Annotated in this window: 19 protein-coding genes; 12 read left to right on the forward strand and 7 right to left on the reverse strand. The window is 70.8% G+C overall.

The genetic code is table 11. From position 1 onward, the window contains the following. The first annotated feature begins 8 nt into the window (after nt 1-8). From P0Y41_RS06390 to P0Y41_RS06415, 6 genes are all read left to right on the forward strand, one after another. Complete coding sequence (locus tag P0Y41_RS06390) at nt 9-218, forward strand: DUF8029 family protein (protein WP_284063362.1); 210 nt, start codon at nt 9-11, stop codon at nt 216-218. Between the two features lie 124 nt (nt 219-342). Continuing rightward, nucleotides 343-1,608, forward strand: a complete 1,266-nt coding sequence (locus P0Y41_RS06395) for a sensor histidine kinase (RefSeq protein ID WP_284063123.1) — start codon at nt 343-345, stop codon at nt 1,606-1,608. Then, nucleotides 1,574-1,993, forward strand: coding sequence for a sensor histidine kinase (locus P0Y41_RS06400; protein WP_284063124.1), 420 nt, complete (start codon nt 1,574-1,576; stop codon nt 1,991-1,993). Before P0Y41_RS06395 ends, P0Y41_RS06400 begins: the two co-directional genes overlap by 35 nt. Before the next feature lie 105 nt (nt 1,994-2,098). Continuing rightward, entirely contained in the window at nt 2,099-2,713 is a 615-nt protein-coding gene (gene tmk, locus P0Y41_RS06405; protein WP_284063125.1) for a dTMP kinase, read from the forward strand. A 60-nt stretch (nt 2,714-2,773) separates the two neighbouring features. Continuing rightward, entirely contained in the window at nt 2,774-3,670 is an 897-nt protein-coding gene (locus tag P0Y41_RS06410) for a DUF7537 family lipoprotein (protein ID WP_284063126.1), read from the forward strand. An 87-nt stretch (nt 3,671-3,757) separates the two neighbouring features. Beyond that, nucleotides 3,758-4,633, forward strand: a complete 876-nt coding sequence (locus P0Y41_RS06415) for a DUF7537 family lipoprotein (protein WP_284063127.1) — start codon at nt 3,758-3,760, stop codon at nt 4,631-4,633. Nucleotides 4,634-4,667: 34 nt separating this feature from the next. Here P0Y41_RS06415 and P0Y41_RS06420 read toward each other — a convergent pair whose 3' ends face one another. Then, nucleotides 4,668-4,982 (reverse strand): DUF7991 family protein, encoded by a 315-nt coding sequence (locus P0Y41_RS06420; protein ID WP_284063128.1) that lies wholly within the window; start codon nt 4,980-4,982, stop codon nt 4,668-4,670. Nucleotides 4,983-5,138: 156 nt separating this feature from the next. Between P0Y41_RS06420 and P0Y41_RS06425 the strand changes: the two genes are divergently transcribed. Next, on the forward strand, nt 5,139-6,188 hold the full coding sequence (locus P0Y41_RS06425) for a thiamine pyrophosphate-dependent enzyme (protein WP_284063363.1): 1,050 nt from the start codon (nt 5,139-5,141) through the stop codon (nt 6,186-6,188). A 70-nt stretch (nt 6,189-6,258) separates the two neighbouring features. Here P0Y41_RS06425 and P0Y41_RS06430 read toward each other — a convergent pair whose 3' ends face one another. Next, on the reverse strand, nt 6,259-6,495 hold the full coding sequence (locus tag P0Y41_RS06430; RefSeq protein ID WP_284063129.1) for an Lrp/AsnC family transcriptional regulator: 237 nt from the start codon (nt 6,493-6,495) through the stop codon (nt 6,259-6,261). 82 nt (nt 6,496-6,577) lie between these two features. Here P0Y41_RS06430 and P0Y41_RS06435 point away from each other — a divergent pair, with 82 nt between their 5' ends. Both P0Y41_RS06435 and P0Y41_RS06440 read left to right on the forward strand, forming a co-directional pair. Further along, on the forward strand, nt 6,578-7,282 hold the full coding sequence (locus tag P0Y41_RS06435) for a potassium channel family protein (protein ID WP_284063130.1): 705 nt from the start codon (nt 6,578-6,580) through the stop codon (nt 7,280-7,282). Beyond that, nucleotides 7,283-7,513 (forward strand): Lrp/AsnC family transcriptional regulator, encoded by a 231-nt coding sequence (locus P0Y41_RS06440; RefSeq protein ID WP_284063131.1) that lies wholly within the window; start codon nt 7,283-7,285, stop codon nt 7,511-7,513. It begins immediately after the preceding gene. 42 nt (nt 7,514-7,555) lie between these two features. On the opposite strand, the gene P0Y41_RS06445 is transcribed toward P0Y41_RS06440, so the two are convergent. Beyond that, entirely contained in the window at nt 7,556-8,083 is a 528-nt protein-coding gene (locus tag P0Y41_RS06445) for a DUF5813 family protein (RefSeq protein ID WP_284063132.1), read from the reverse strand. Between the two features lie 145 nt (nt 8,084-8,228). Between P0Y41_RS06445 and P0Y41_RS06450 the strand changes: the two genes are divergently transcribed. Next, entirely contained in the window at nt 8,229-9,482 is a 1,254-nt protein-coding gene (locus tag P0Y41_RS06450; RefSeq protein ID WP_284063364.1) for a carboxylate--amine ligase, read from the forward strand. Between the two features lie 141 nt (nt 9,483-9,623). Here the strand turns inward: P0Y41_RS06450 and P0Y41_RS06455 are convergent, their stop codons facing one another. The 3 genes from P0Y41_RS06455 to P0Y41_RS06465 form a co-directional block, all read right to left on the reverse strand. Next, nucleotides 9,624-9,896 carry a HalOD1 output domain-containing protein gene (locus P0Y41_RS06455; protein ID WP_284063133.1) on the reverse strand — a complete coding sequence of 91 codons (273 nt, stop codon included), beginning with the start codon at nt 9,894-9,896 and terminating at the stop codon, nt 9,624-9,626. A 194-nt stretch (nt 9,897-10,090) separates the two neighbouring features. Further along, nucleotides 10,091-10,996, reverse strand: coding sequence for a Vms1/Ankzf1 family peptidyl-tRNA hydrolase (locus P0Y41_RS06460; RefSeq protein ID WP_284063134.1), 906 nt, complete (start codon nt 10,994-10,996; stop codon nt 10,091-10,093). 135 nt (nt 10,997-11,131) lie between these two features. Continuing rightward, nucleotides 11,132-11,506, reverse strand: coding sequence for a DUF5802 family protein (locus P0Y41_RS06465; RefSeq protein ID WP_284063135.1), 375 nt, complete (start codon nt 11,504-11,506; stop codon nt 11,132-11,134). 223 nt (nt 11,507-11,729) lie between these two features. On the opposite strand from P0Y41_RS06465, the gene P0Y41_RS06470 reads away from it, so the two are divergent. Next, nucleotides 11,730-12,536, forward strand: coding sequence for an aldo/keto reductase (locus P0Y41_RS06470; protein ID WP_284063136.1), 807 nt, complete (start codon nt 11,730-11,732; stop codon nt 12,534-12,536). Nucleotides 12,537-12,677: 141 nt separating this feature from the next. Then, on the forward strand, nt 12,678-12,917 hold the full coding sequence (locus P0Y41_RS06475) for a hypothetical protein (RefSeq protein ID WP_284063137.1): 240 nt from the start codon (nt 12,678-12,680) through the stop codon (nt 12,915-12,917). Nucleotides 12,918-12,963: 46 nt separating this feature from the next. Here the strand turns inward: P0Y41_RS06475 and ppc are convergent, their stop codons facing one another. Then, a complete protein-coding gene (gene ppc, locus P0Y41_RS06480; RefSeq protein WP_284063138.1) occupies nt 12,964-15,666 on the reverse strand; it encodes a phosphoenolpyruvate carboxylase in 2,703 nt (900 codons plus the stop codon). Between the last annotated feature and the right edge of the window lie 323 nt (nt 15,667-15,989).

Genomic DNA, 15,989 nt, shown 5'->3' on the forward strand with positions numbered 1-15,989 from the left:
TGACTGGTATGAACGTCCTCGCGCTTACTGCATCGGCCGCACTGCTCCAGCTTCCCGGACCGCTCGACTCGACGCTGGGAACCGTCTTCCTCGCGCTAGTCGGCTTCCTCGTCGTCCTGTTCGTCGGTCGGATCGTCCTCAGCATCGCCTGGCGGCTGGCGCTGATCGCAGCGTTCGCCGCCGGGGTATTCCTCCTCGTGACGACGTACCTCGTGTGAACTCGGCGCGCGGGAGAGGCCGAACCCGGTAGCGGTCGCGCGCAGCGGCCCGTCTGCGGCGGATCGTGTCCCTCGACTGCAACGAGGAGACGTGCTTATCCGTCCGAGCCGCCTCTGAGCCATAATGACTCACAGCGTGGAGGCCGGCGTCGGGGACGCCGACCTCCTTGCGCTCCGCCGCGTCGGGCGACGGATGGCGCGCGCCGACGACACCGACGCCGTCGCCGAGGCGTTCGTCGACACCTGCGAGCGGGAGCTGGCCGTCGCGCTGGCGGCCGTCCGCGCCTACGATCCCCGACGCGACGCGCTGAGCGTCGTCGTCGCGGCCGACGACGCCGCCCCGTACCTCGACGACTGGGACGCTCACCGCCGCGGGGACGACCAGAGCGCGGCGTGGCGCGCGTACACCTCCGGAGCCCCGGAGCACGTCGAACGTCCGCGGTCCGGAGCCGACGCCGAGGAGGTCGCACACGCTCTGTACCTGCCGTTCGGAACCCACGGCGTCGCGGCGGCGGCGACGCTCGACGACGACGGGTTCGACGACCGCACGCGGTACCTCCTCGAGACGCTCGCTTCCGACGCCACGGCCGCGCTCGACGCCGCCGCCGACCGCCGGGGGCTCAGAGGGCTCCACGACGCAACCCGCGCAATGCAGGCGGCGGACAACCCCGAGGACATCGCGGCCGTCACCGTCGACGCAACCGAGGCGGTGTTGGGCATCCCCTACAGCGGCGTGCGCCTGTGCGACGGCGACGGCGGGCTCCCGATCGCGGCGGTGTCGGACGCCGCGGCGCGGGACGTCGGCATCGGCGGCGACAGCGACGGAGCGCGGCGCGCACGCGAGGCGTTCGAGCGCGGCGAGCCCGTAGTGTTCGACGAGATCGACGACGACGGGGGCGCGCCGTCGACCCCCGCGTTCTCGGAGGCCGCGGTGTACCCGCTGGGCGACCACGGGACGCTCGCCGTCGCGCTCCCCGAGGGGATGCCCCTCGACAGCCGCCGTCGGGACCTCGCGCGAGTCCTCGCGGACAACGCGACCGCCGCGCTCGACCGAGCTGATCGGTCGGCCCGCCTCCGCGAGCAGGCGTCGACGATCGCCGCGCAGGACGAGCGACTGGAGGAGTTCGCGAACGTCGTCTCACACGACCTTCGCAACCCGCTGAACGTCGCGCAAGGGCGCCTTCAGATGGCACGCGAGCGCGTCAACGACTCCCAAACCGGATCCGATCTGGCGACCGTACGCGAGGCGCTCGACCGCATGGACGCCATCGTCGAGGACGCCCGCGGGCTCGCGGTCGGCGAGACGGCCGGCGACGCCGAGCGGCTGTCGATCGGTGACGCCGCGACGCGCGCGCGTGGGGCGCCGTCGAGACCGGGGACGCCGAGTTGACCGTCGAGGCGACCCAGACGGTGGAAGCCGACAGGGGCTGCTCGCGCAGTTGTTCGAGAACGTCTTCCGCAACGCGGTGGAACACGCCGGCGAGGCGCCGCGCGTGCTCGTGACCGATACCGCCGCGAGCGACGCGGCGGCCGCTCCCGATTCGACAGCCGACCGCGACGCGACCGACGACGCCGGCGGGTTCGCGATCGAGGACGACGGCCCGGGCGTCCCCGAGGACGAGCGGGGCGCGGTGTTCCGCGTCGGGTACTCCGGCCGCGACGGCACCGGCCTCGGCCTCGGAATCGTCGCCCGCGTCGCCGAGGCCCACGGGTGGAGCGTCCGCATCGAGGACGGTGACCGGCTCGGTGGCGCCCGGTTCGTCGTCGAGCCGTGAGACGGTGAGCGGAGCGCAGGGCGGCGGGCCGAACGGAGACAGGGACTGCACCGACGCGTAAGCGGTAGGAGTAAACCTCCGGCGCGACCACTCACGAACCGACAGATGCTCCTCACGCTCGAAGGGCTCGACGGGAGCGGGAAGACCACCGCCTGGGAGGCCCTCCAGCCGGCGTACCCCGACGCGACGTTCACCCGCGAACCGACCGACTCGTGGTACGGCGAGGCCGTTCGCCGGTCGCTCGGCGACGACGACACCGACCCGCTGGCGGACCTGTTCTGCTTCGTCGCGGATCACGCCGACCACCTCTCTCGGGTGGTTCGCCCGGCGCTCGCCGACGGCGACGTGGTGATCTCTGACCGCTACACCGACTCTCGATACGCCTACCAGGCCGCGACGCTGGCCGACACGGACCTCCAGCGCCCGCTCGAATACGTCCGCGGTATCCACGGGGCCTTCACCCGCGAGCCAGACGCGACCATCTACCTCGACGTGGACCCGGAGACGGCGGCCGCCCGCGCCGGCGCGACAGACAAGTACGAGCGCGCCTCGTTCCTCTCGGAGGTGCAGTCGAACTACGAGCGCCTGATCGACGCCGAGCCAGAGCGGTTCGTCCGCGTCGACGCCGGCCGCTCGCCCGAAGCGGTGCTCGACGCCGTGGAGGACACCGTCGAACGGCTCGTCGAGGCGCACCGAGACGGCGCCCGCGACGACCGCTGAGGCCGTCGAGAGATCGGCGCACGTCCCCTCGTTTTTGACGGCTCGGCCCGTGGATAGCCTGTGTCGCGTCGCGACCGCGGTTCGGCCGGCAGGCGGCGCGGAGCCGCCGCCCTCGCGCTCGCACTCCTTCTCGTGTCCGCCGGCTGTGCGGACGCGGTCACCTCCGGCGGCGACGCGAGCGGGCGGACGGTGAACCCCGCGCTCGCGGACACGCCGACGGCGACGCCGACGCCTCGGGGCGGCTTCCCCGCCGGCGTCGACCGCGGCGGCGTCGACGTCGAGCGCGTCATCGACGCCCACCGCGCGGCGCTTGCGAACGGCTCGTGGACGGTCGGGTTCACGCGAACTGTGACGGGGCCGAACGGGACGGTCGAACGGAGTCGCGCCCGGGTTGTCGCGAACGGGTCGCGGACGCTGTCGACGTTCGAGCGGATCCGCGGCGACGACCGCCTCGCGTCGGCCCACTGGAGCAACGGCACCGCCGCCGCGAGTCGCCGCGTGGACTGGGAGGGCGCCGTCAGCCTGGAGGGGCGCCCCGGCGAGCCGGGGGTTCCCACGGGGCTCGATCCGACCGGCGGGGCCTGGCTGTACGCGGCGTTCCTCGACGTCGATCCCCGCTATGCGGGCAGCGAGTCGACCGACAACGGAACCGTGACCGTGCTTCGGGGGGAGGCGGGTCGGATCGAGCGTTCCGGAGTCCCCGACCGAACGTCGGTCCGACTCCGCGCGCGAGTCGACGCCGACGGCGTCGTTCGCTCGCTGACCCTCCGGTATGAGGTCTTCCTCGGGGACGACCCCGGCGTCGTCAGGATCGAACTCCGGACGAGTGCCGTCGGCACGACGACCGTCCCCCGCCCCGGGTGGGTCGATCGCGCGCTGGCGAACGCGAGCGCCGGCGCGCGGGGACCCGACGACGGTGCGGGCGCCACCGAGACCACCGACACCCCGGGAGGGTGACCGCGCACCCGACCAGCGTGCATCGACCGCGGATACGCGGCGGTCGGCACCGTCCGAACTTATGCGTCGCAGGCCCGTGACCAACGTATGACCCGCGCCGTCCCCGTCCCAGTGCTCGTCGTCGCGGTCGCGGTCCTCCTCGCCGGGTGCGGCGCCGGGACCGGCAGCGACGGCGGGCGAACGGTGAACCCCGCGCTCGCGGACACGCCGACCGCGTCGCCGACGCCGACGGCGCAGCCGAGCTATCCGCCCGGCGTCACGGCCGAGCGCGTCGACGTGCGGACGCTCGCGAGGAGCCACGACCGGGCGCTTCGCGACGTGAACTCGACCGTCCGGTTCCGGCGGACCGCGGTCGCGGCGAACGGAACGGTGCTGTCGACGCGCCGCAGCGTCATCGAGCGCGCGAGCGGCCGGCTCGGTGGCGACTACGTGCGAAACGGGAGCCTGCCTGGCGAAGACGCGCCGCCGATCCGAGGGTTCGCGTTCTGGACGAACGGGAGCGTCACCGCGCTGCGGACGGTCGATGACGACGGCACCGTCAGCTATCGGGCGGTCCCGGGCGAGCCGCCGACGGTCGCCAGCACCGACGACAGCGGCGAGGGGCTGCTCGTCGCCGCGTTCGACGGGACGGGCGTTCGGCTCACCGACACGGTCGCCATCGCCGGCGAGCGGCTGTACGTGCTCACCGCCGAGCGCGAGCGACTCAATCGGAGCGGGACCCGGGTGGAGAACTTCAGCGCCACGGCGTACATCACCGAAGAGGGAGTCGTCCGCGGGTACGAGCTCAGTTACACCGCGACGTACGAAACCGAGAACGAGTCGGTCACCGCGACCGTCGCCGAGCGCTTCCGCACGACGACCGGCGACACCGACGCGGCGCCGCCGGCGTGGATCGACGAGGCATTCGACACCGAGAGAGAGACGGGCGAAGGAGACGAAACAGAGACCGAGGGCTCCCGCTGACTCGGCCACGAAGCGCCGCTGAAGGGCGGGACCGCTACTCCGCCGCGGGGAGGTCGTACTCCTCGGGGGGCGGCACGTACAGCAGGTCGATCGTGAACCCGAGCGCGAGCGGAACGCCGACGAACACAGCGAGGAACAGCCCCGCGGCGCCCTCGAACAACGGCGGGATCACCGACCCCTGCACGAGTCCGAGCACGGTCAGGACGACCGGCGAGACGAGCATCGTGTACGTCACCCAGCCCCACTGCGTCTTCAGTCGGATACGGAAGAAGCGCGAGAGCACCGCGACGACGAGCGTGTTCACCGCGAGCGCGACGAGGGTGAGCACGAGCGCGAGCGCAGAGACCATACCCCGCGTAGGGCGCGGTCGCTCTTTGGCCTGTCGGGGCCGGCGCGGGTCGACGCTCGACCGATCACCGACGCGACGGCTACCGCCCCCGCACTCGCGACCGTCCCGCCGCAATTTATGCCGGATGCCGCGACAGGTGGGGTCATGAGCGACGACGTGACGCGGATCGTCGGGGCGCGCGACCTCGACGAGACGCGCTTCGACGCCGAGGACGCCCGCGCGGCCCTGCGCGATATCGTCCGAACGCGGCGGTTCGACGAGCGCGCGCTCGCCCTCCAGCGGCGCGGGTGGATGAGCGGCTACCCCCCGTACGAGGGCCAGGAGGCCGCGCAGGTCGGCGCCGCCCACGCGATGGACGCCGACGACCGCCTGTTCCCGACCTACCGCTCGAACGCCCTCCAGATCGCCCGCGGCGTCCCGATGAGCGACATCCTCCTGTTCCGACGCGGGTTCCCGGAGTACCACTCCGACCACGATATCCCCGTCTTCCCGCAGGCGGTGCCCATCGCCAGCCAGATCCCCCACGCCGCCGGCGCGGGGATGGCGGCGAACTACGCGGACGAGGAGTGGGCGAGTCTGGTCTGCTTCGGCGACGGCGCGACCTCGGAGGGCGACTTCCACGAGGGGCTGAACTTCGCGGGCGTGTTCGACGCCCCGACCGTCTTCTTCTGTGAGAACAACGGCTGGGCGATCTCGCTGCCGCGCGACCGCCAGACAGCAAGCGAGTCGATCGCGGTCAAGGCCGACGCTTACGGCATCGAGGGCGTGCAGGTCGACGGAAACGACCCGCTGGCGACGCGGGCGGTCGTCGAGGACGCGCTGTCCCGCGCCCGCGACGGCGATCCGGTGCTCGTCGAGGCGCTGACGTACCGCCGGGGTGCCCACACCACCGCCGACGACCCGAGTCAGTACCGCGACGGCGACCCGGACCTGCCCGAGTGGCGCCTGCGCGACCCCCTCGACCGCTTCGCCGAGTGGTGTCGCGATCAGGAGATCGTCGACGACGGCTTCGTCGAGGATGTCGCCGAGGCGGCGAACGATGAACTCGCCGAGGCCGTCGACACCGCCGAGGCGGTGCCGCGACCGGACCCGGAAGAACTGTTCGACTCGCTGTCCGAGGAGCTCCCCGCGGACGTGCGACGCCAGCGCGAGGCCGCCAGCGCGGTCGCCGACGAGCACCCCGAGACGTACGAGTTGGATCGGTAACCCCATCGGCCCCGCTCCTCCGGGGTTCGCCGCGTCACTCGACCCCCGCCCCGCACTCGCGCTCGGTCGCTCACTCCGTCATCGACACGTACGTCCGGGTGTCGGTGACGCCGTCGACGCCGCGGACCGCGTCGGCGACGGTGTCGAGCACGGTGTACATGTCGGGCGCGTCGACCTCCGCGATCACGTCGAAGTCTCCGGCGACGACGTGCGCCTCCGTGACCGTCTCGATCCCCGAGACCGCGTCTGCGACGCCCTGCGTGTCCGCGTCCCCGCTCACCTTCACCATCACGAACGCGTGAACCATAGTGTGTGAACATGTACCACAGTCAAAAACCTTCCTGCGCGTCGGAGGTAGCGTTATATTCTCCCGTGGTAATTGGTAGCACATGCGTTTCATTGTCATCGGAGGCGGTCGCGTCGGCCTGCGCACGGCGCGGGTGCTCCGCGAGGAGGGCCACGACGTGACGGTCGTCGAGCGCGACGCCGATCGGGCGGACCGGGCCCGAGCCGACGGCTTCAGCGTCGTCGAGGGCGACGGCGCCCGCGAGGGCGTGCTGTCGGAGGCGGCCGTCGAGCGCGCGGACGCCGTCGGCGCGCTGACGGGCGATCTGAACGTGAACTTCGCGGCGTGCATGATCGCGAAGCACCACGGCTGTCGCACCGTGATGCGCATCGATGAGGACTACCGCGAGGAGATCTACCAGAAGTACGCCGACGAGGTCGACGAGATCATCTACCCCGAGCGCCTGGGCGCGATCGGCGCGAAGAACGCCCTGTTGGGCGGGAACGTCCGCGCAATCGCCGACATCGCCGAGCACCTGCAGGTGTTGTTGTTCACGATCCCCGAGGCGTCCCCGATGCGCGGGTACACCCTCTCGGAGGTCGAACTGCCCGCGAACGCGCGGCTGCTGGCGTTCGGCAAGCGCGACGAGCCGATGGGGATCCCGCTGCCAGACAACTCCCTGGAGACGGGCGACCGCGTCGCCGTCCTCGCGGACTTCGACGTGCTCGACGACGTGCGTCAGCTGCTCGTCGGCGACGACGCCGGCGAGACGCTCGCCTCGGCCGCGAGCGCGGGGGGTGGTGCCTGAATGGTCGTCGCGTACGTGATGGTGAAAGCCACCTCCGGCGACGCAGACCGGATCTGCGACGCGATCCTCGATCTCGAGGGGGTGGTCGAAGCGCACGTCGTCGCCGGCGACATGGACTTCGTCGTGAAAGTCGACGTGGCCGAACCGGCCGAGGTGAAGCGCGTCGCCGCCGACGGCGTCCAAGGAATCTCCGGCGTCGAGGACACTCACACCTACATCGCGATGGGGTGAACGGCGGGGACCGATCGAGCGCGAGCCCGCTCACCGCCCGAATCAGAACGTCCCGTCGCCCTCGTCGCCGGCGGCGGCTCGCGCCCGACCGATGAGCCCGGTCACCGGCTCGCCGTACTCGTAGCCGGGAATCACGCCCTGCACGTACGTCCCTTCGACGAAGTCGACGATCGCGACCGCGTCGTTCAGGCCGCGACGCTCGTTCACGTCCCGGATCGATTCCGCGACGGTCACCTCGTCGCCGGCGCGCTCGACCGCGGGGGCCAGGTCGTGGCCGGCGGCTGTCACGTCGCCGACGGCCGCGATCCGGCGCTCGAAGGTGTCGAGCCAGCCGTCCTCGACCACGTCCGCCACGTCGTCCTCGGCGACGGCCGAGAGCGTCGGGACGGAGACGGTCACGTCGAACTCGACGCGGCCGTCGTCGGCCTCGGCGACGGCGAGCGCGGCGTCGAACGGTGTCGACGTGACCGCGAGCGTGCCGTCGGGGGCGTCGTCCTCGACGGCGTCGTGGTCGCGGGCGGCGCGGCGGACGCGGCCGGGGAGGGCGGAGTCTGCGTCGGTGTCGCTCATGCCCGTTCGATGGGGAGGAGTCCGGATAAACGGCGCGCTCGCGGGAGGCGGTCGCGTCGCCGACGATCGCGGCGCGCTCGACAGCGTCGCGGCAGTCGACGCCGCCGAACGCGGGGCTTTAGCCCGCCGGGTCAAACGCCGGGACATGGCCGACACGTTCCACGACACCGACGCGCTCGTCGCGGCGCTTTCGGACGCCGACCTCGACCGCCCGCCGGCGCTCGTCGCCAACGCGCACATCACGGGCGTGAGCGTCGCCCGCGCCCTCTCGGCGCACGACGTGCCCGTGATCGCGCTGGATCGCACCGATTCGGGGGTGGCGCCGCCCTCCGACGCAGTCGACTACGCCGGGCAGGTCACGTACCCGCTGGACGACGCCGACGGCTTCCGGGCGGACGTGGAGCGCATCGCCGGCGCCCTCGCCTTCGAACCGGTCGCGTTCGCCTGTATGGACGAGTGGGTCCGCGGGTTCGCCGAGACCGAGCCCGCGGGCGTCCGCCTCCCCTTCTCGGATCTCGCGGGCGTCGAACGCGTGCTCGACAAGGCGAACCTCTACGCGCTGTGTGAAGAGCTGGGCGTCCCGTACCCCGAGACGTACGAGGTCGGGGAGACCGATGCCGACGAGATCGTCGAACGCCTGGCGTTCCCGTTCGTCGTCAAGCCCGCGCACAAGCGGAAGTTCGAGGAGGCGTTCGGAACGAACGTCATCGAGGTCGAAGACCGCGGGGAGTTCGAAGACGTCGTCGCCGAGGCCGAGGAGTACGGCGCGACCGTGCTCGCACAAGAGAGGGTGAACGTGGCGGTCGGCGCCGACACCTCCCTCGCGAGCTACGTGCCGCCCGAGTCGGCCGACCGCGACCCGTTGGCGGTCGTCGGCAACGCGGCCGTCAGGTACCCCGAGTTCGGGAGTTCCTGTCTCGTCGAGCGCGTCGAGGAGCCCGCGGTGCGCGAGCACGCGCTGACGGTGCTGGAGGAGACGGGCTATCACGGCATCAGCGAGTCGGAGTTCGTGTACGACGCGGACCGCGAGGAGTACGTGCTGCTCGACGTGAACACGCGGCCCTGGAAGTGGATCTCCATGCCCGTCGCCGCCGGCGCGAACCTCCCGATGGCCGCCTACGCCGACGCGGTGGCTGAGGAGGAGTACGAGGCCGAGGCGGCGACGGACGGCCCGCGCGACGGGCGCTGGGTGTACCTCCCGGACTACGTCCGCCGGTGTCTCACCGACGAGGCGTTCTGGGACGTGCTCTCCGAGGACGATTGGAGGAGCCTGTTCTCGGGCGAGTTCGAGCGCGAGGGGGAGCTGACGACCGGACTCTACCGCCCGAGCGACCCCGCCCCCGCGGTGAGGTATCTAACCGGGGAATTCACCGACCGCGAGTACTACTGCTCGTGTTGAGCGAGGGCCGGTCAGGGGAGTAAGGCGACCCCTCGGCGGCAGCGCAGTCGCAGGCGCGGGTCGGGTCCGATCGAGTCGCGTCGGGTCAGGTCGGGTTGGACCAGATCGGATCGGTCCCGCCGATCGATCCGGCGCTGCCGGTCAGTTCGTCTTCACGAAGGTCGCCTCGCCGTCCTGATGCACGGTGATCCGGTACGACTCGTAGCTGAACTCGATCTGCATCTGTGCCTGCGGCGACGGCGGCGTGGAGAAGACGTGATCGAGCACGCCGTCGACGCACTCGTAGATGGTCGACAGGTCAGTCGCCTCCTTCTCCTCGATGTCCTGAACGATCTCGGCTATCTGCACCCCCGGGTTCTCCACGTCCGTCTCGAGTTTGCGGTGGATGATCTGTGACTCGGAGTCGTTACTCATGCGGGGGGAATCAGTACCCGGAATAATAGGCGTGGCTCTCACGTAACCGATCGATCGTCGGACTGCATCGGGTCGATCGCCAGACGTAGCCATACGACGGTCTTTTCTGTAGAAGTAGTATTCAACCGACAGTCCGTTGAAGTCAACCGATCCGGGGACCGCGATCGATGGTTGCGACGGCGAGCCGACGCGCCTCAGATCACTCGCAGCCGCGCCGTCCAGAACTCTGCGAACGCCTCGTCCAGGGCGGGCTCCGGTTTTCCGGTCGCGTCGCTCCCAGCCGTGTAGTCGGCGAACTCCGCCAGCCGCTTCACCACCCCGCGTTCGCCGACCAGCACCGTGCGGTCGAGACCCGCCGGCACCCCGGACAGCGCCTCGCGACACTCGTCGAGGTGCTCGTCGATCTGCTCCTCACGCAGCCGCTCGTAGCGGGCCTGCGAGAAGCCGCCCTTGTCGTGCTCGTCCATCACGTCCGTCCGCACCGTCTCCAGGTCGACGCGCTCGTCGCCCTCGTACACGCCGACGGCGAACGTGTCCGAGCGGACCAGTCCGAACGCGAACGTTCCCATCGGGCGGAACCAGTCGTCCTCGACCCGAAACGAGTCGTCCCACCCGCAGAACGGCTCGGGGTCGAGTGCCGGTTCCAGCGCGCACGACACGAGCCCCGCGTCATCGAGGTACACCAGCGTCGGCGCCGCTCGCCGGACGAGCGACGCGCGCTCGCCGAGCGCCTCGCTCACCGCGTCGGGCACGTCGCCGTCGGCGGCGACAAACGCCGAGAGCGCGCCCTCCGCCCCCGTCTCTAGGCTCCGCAAGCGCGCGAGGACGTCGTCGCGGCGACCCGGACGGAGCGTCTCGACGCGGCGGAAGTCGACGCTCCCCGCCGCCTCTCGCGTCTCGGCGCGTTCCAGTCTGTCCTCCAACTCCGTGACACGCGTCTCCAACTCGTTGACGCGCTTTTCGGCCGCCTGACGCTTGCGCGCCGCCTCGCCGCGGCGCCGCTCCTCGGCTTCCATGTGCGCGACTGCGTCGTCGCGCTCCCCCTCCAACTCGGCGATGCGCTCCTTCAGTCGCTTACGGCCGAGGAGTCGATCGATCATACGCGGGACGGCGAACCCCGAGGCAAAAACGGTGCGGGGATCGGTCGGCCACGCGATCGCGCGAAGAGAGTCGCTGCTCGTCGCTGGCCGTCCATCGCCGACCCCTGTCGGCCGCCGTCGGCCGCGACTCGCCGCTCAGGCGTACTCCGCGGGGTCGCCGGTGTCGCCCTCCCACCCGGTGAACCGGATCAGGTCGCGGGCGCGCTCGGCGTTGGCGAGGAACACTTCGCTGCGGCCCGGCAGGCGGTACTTGAGGTCTTCCGGCACCGCGGGTTCGGGCAGCGCAAGCGTCCCGGAAGGAACGTCCTCGTCGCCGACGACCGGGAAGTGCTTGGTCCCGACCTTCATCACGAGCGGGTTGTCGAGTCGAGTGATCCCCTCCTCGTCACCGTACAACTGTTCGTTCACGTGCTCGTGGTCCGCCCGCTTGATCGCCGCCGCGCCATCGTCGCCGCTGGGCTGCACGTACAGTTCGCCCAGGTAGTAGCCGTGTGAGAACCGTTCGAACATGCGGTACACCCGATATGCAGTCGGCATCCGTGTTAAGCGTTAGCACGAACCATTAAGTCGGACCGCATTCCGGGGAGCCCGATGCTCGCCGTCGAACAGTCGAGTCGACGAGCGGTCCGGCGCGACGCGGCGACCGCCGGGGACGGCCGCGGCCCCGGCGCGCGATCCGGCGTCGCCCGCCGACACCGACGCTTTGAGGGTCGGCGCGGCGGAGCGTCCGAGTATGACCGACTTCCAGCGGTTCGGCCTCGGCACGTACCAGCTCACCGGCCCCCAGTGCGTCGACAGCGTCGCGACCGCCGTCGAGGCGGGCTACGAGTGCATCGACACCGCGCAGGGCTACCAGAACGAAGCGCTCGTCCGCGAGGGGATCGAGGCCGCCGGCGCCGACCCCGAGGACCTGTTCGTCGCCACGAAGCTCAAGACAGACAACCTTGCCTACGACGACGCCTACGACACCGCCCACGAGTCCGCCGCGCGCCTCGGCGTCGACGCCATCGACTTGCTGTACGTCCACTGGCCGATCAACAGCTACGACGCCGAGGAGACGGCCCGAGCGCTGAACGATCTCGTCGCCGAGGGCACCGTCGACCGCGTCGGCCTGTCGAACTTCCGCCCCGACCAACTCGACGAGGCGCGTGAGCATCTCGACGTGGACATCTTCGCCCATCAGGTCGAGTGTCACCCGATGCTCCAGCAGGAAGCGCTGCGTGAGTACGCCCGCGAGGACGGCCACTGGCTCGTCGCCTACTGTCCGATCGCGCGCAACCAAGTCGCGGACATCGACGAGATCGTCGCGATCGCCGAGGCTCACGACGCGACGCCCGCGCAGGTGTCGATCGCGTGGCTGCTCGCGCACGACGAGCTCGCCGCCATCCCGAAGGCGACGAGCGCAGAGCACATCCGCGACAACCTCGCCGCCACCGAGCTGACGCTGGCCGACGAGGAGGTCGCGACGATCGACGACCTCGCCGAGGAGCACCGCATCGTCGACTTCGATGAAGCGCCCTGGAATCAGGCCGACGCCTGAACACCAAGTCGACGCCTGAATACCGAATCGACGACCGAACGGACACCCTCATCGAGTGGCGGATCTGACTTCGTCCGAGCTTTACTTTCACTCCGGACATGGCCGATAGTTAACCCTGGTCGGCCCGTTTGGTCGAGTACGATGCGACGAATCCCCAGCGGAGACGGCGAGCGAGCCGATCGCGAGGACCCGCCTGCTCGGCTGCTCTTGGCGGTCGCGGTGGTGTTCACAGTGCTGGGTGGCGCACTCGTTCGGTTCGCGACCGTCGAGTCGCCTCCGGACGTCGTGTGGACCGCGATGGCTGTGGTCGTCGTTGCGGCCGCTGTCGCGCTGTTCGGCGGCGACGCGGTTCGGGCGGCGGTCCGTGTGCTCGGGCGGTGATCCGGTCGGAGTGACTGCCCGCCCTTCACTCGCCCGCCGGTGGGTATTATCCGGTGTTCTTCATCCCCGCCGCGATGCCCTTCACCGTCAGGCGAAGCGCCCGCTCCTCCGGTTCCGTCAGGTGGGTCCGCGAGAGCAGGTCGATCTGCAGGAGGTTCAGCGGGTCGACGTAGGGGTTCCGGCGGTCGAGGCTCTCGTCGAGCCACTCGCGATTGACCAGTTCGTCGCGACCGGAGATCTCGCGGACCAACTCGACGGCGCGCTCGTACTCGGCTTCGATCCGCGGGAAGAACTCCTCGCGGAGTTCCTCGGGGGCGAGATCGGCGTACTCGGCGGCGATCTCCAGTTCCGTGCGGGCCAGCGACAGCGCGACGTGGTCGATCGTCGTCCGGAAGAACGGCCACTCGTCGTACATCTCCCGAAGCGTGTCGAGGTCGCCGCCGTCGTTCAGGTACGTCTCAAGCCCGGAGGCGGTCGAGAACCAGCCGGGGAGGATGGCGCGGCTCTGCGTCCACGAGAACACCCACGGGATGGCGCGCAGGTCCTCGACCGTCCGCTCGCCCGAGCGCGAGGCCGGCCGCGAGCCCATGTTGAGGTCCTCGATGACGGTGATGGGCGTGGCCGTCTCGAAGAACTCGACGAAGCCGTCGGTCTCCAACAGGTCCTGATACGCCTCGCGGGCGCCCTCGCCGGCCGCGTTCATCGCCGCCTCCCACTCGTCGTGGACCGGCTGGGCGTTCCCCTGGAGCGCGCGCAGTCGCGCGCGGACCTGCGCGTCGAGCATCTGCTCCAGTTCGCGCTCGGCGACGCGCGGGTTCGCGAACTTCTCTGCGATCGCCTCGCCTTGCTCGGTGAACTTGATCTCGCCGGTCGCCGTCTCGGGTGGCAGCGCGAGCATCGCCTCGTTCATCGGGCCGCCGCCGCGGGAGATGGAGCCGCCGCGACCGTGGAACAGCCGCAGTTCGACGCCCAGGTCGTCGGCGACCTCCGCGAGCCGTCGGGCGTTCTGGTGGAGGTCCCAGGCGGCCGCCAGCGGACCGTTCTCCTTGTTGGAGTCGGAGTACCCGAGCATCACTTCTTGGAGGTTCCCGCGCGCGCTCAACGCCGCGCCGTAGGCGTCGTTGTTCACGAGCGTGCCGAGGATGTCGCGGGCGTTCGCCAGCGCCGACGCCGTCTCCAGCAGCGGCACCACGTCGAGGCCGCAGTGGTCCGGGAGGTCGACGACGCCAGCCAGGTCTGCGAGGTACAGCACTTCGAGCACGTGCGACGGGTGCTCGGTCATCGAGATGCAGTACGCGTCGATCGCCTCCTCGCCGTACTCGCGGTGCCAGTCGGCCAGCGCGCGGAACCGCCGGCAGACGCGTTCGCTGGTCTCCGAGAACGCCTCGCCGGGGTCGAGGCTGCCGACCGCGTCGTCGACGACGGACTCCGTGAGCACCGCCACGCGCTCGTCTTCGTCCATGGCCTCGTAGTCGAGCCCCTCGCGAGCGAGCACGTCCGCGACCGTCTCGGTGTGGTTCTCGCGGTGGTCGCGCAGGTCCAGCGCCGCGAGCGAGAAGCCGAACGTCTCGACGCGACGCACCAGCGGGTCGACGCGCTCGGCGGCGGTCGTCTCGTGACCGTTGGCGCGCAGGTCGGCCGCGAGCGCCCGCAGCGACGCGACGAATTCGTCGGGGTCCTCGTAGCCGCCGGGCCGGAGGTCGTCGACCCGTTCGACGCGGGCGCGAATCGCCGTCGCGGCGCGGCGGTACGGCTCTTCGGGGTAACGCTCGTCGGCGTCGTCCGCGACCGCCGGCACTGCCTCGCGGTCGACGGCGACGCGCTCGGTGAACTCGTCGGTGTGCTCGAGGCGCCCGCCCTCCTGGCTGAGCGCGCCGCGAACGTCGGAGAGAGCGTCTACGTAGCGGTCGAGCACGGCGTCTCGCTGTGCCTCCAGCGTGTCGCTGGTCACCTCCGGCGTGACGAACGGGTTGCCGTCGCGGTCCGAGCCGGCCCACGACCGGAAGTCGAGCGTGCCCGCGGCGTCGGCAGCGTCGGCCGCGTCCAGGTCCGGGTGCGCCTCAGTCACGCGGTCCGCCAGCGCCGCCTCGGCCTCCGCGGCCACGTCGAACAGCGTGTTCTCCAGGTACCAGCGGACGTCGCGGGCCTCGTCCGTGGGCGTGGGCCGCCGGGGGCGGACCTGTCGCGTCGACCACAGCGTCTCGACTTCCGACTCCAGGTCGCGTTCGAGCCCGTCGAACTCGCTGTCGGTGAGCCGCCGCTCGTCGAGGTCACGGAGGACCTCCGCGATGCGTCGGAGCTTCGCTTTCACCGTCTTTCGCCGCGCCTCCGTCGGGTGGGCGGTGAACGTCGGGATCACCCGCACGTCCTCCAGCACCTGCTGGGCGGTGTCGGCGTCCACCTCGGCGAGCGCCTCGGCGGTTCGGTCGAGCCCGTCGCCAAGGTCCCCCTCCGCACGCCCTCGGCGGACAGCGCGAACCCGCTCGCGCTCCTCGGCGACGTTGACCAGTTCGAAGTACGCCGCGTACGCCCGTGCGACGGTCCGGATCGTCTCCGGGTCCAGTCCCGAGAGCCGCTCGCGAACCGGATCGCGAGACGGCGCGTCGCCGCGCCGGTAGTCGATAGACGCCCGACGAACGTCTTCGACGGTGTCGAACGCGTCCTTCGACGTCTGGCGTTCGAGCACCTCGCCCAACAGCGCAGCCAACTCGCGGATGTCGCGACCGACATCCCGCTCATCGAATGACATACACTCACATGCTCGTCCTGGGGGACAACGCTCCCGATAGGGGGCAATATTGCGATAAATTCCTTCACGATCGAGTAAGTCAATCGTGGAGAGGCGAGCGAACCGCTCGACGGAGAACGACTCGACGGCCCCGGCCGGGCGTGGCTGTACCGCCCGGCGGGGAATGGACACGGAACCGGCGGACCGAGTCGGCGGGACGCGGCCGCCATCGGCTGCATGCGGCGGGAGAACAAGAACCTCGCTATGATGACTGTGGAGGGGTCCGGAGCGCTCGGTTGTGCCTCGGTGCGGAACCGAGCCAGCGGGGCGGGTCGCCATCGCGA

This window comes from Halobaculum halobium, assembly GCF_030127145.1.
In the GTDB taxonomy this organism is placed as follows: domain Archaea; phylum Halobacteriota; class Halobacteria; order Halobacteriales; family Haloferacaceae; genus Halobaculum; species Halobaculum halobium.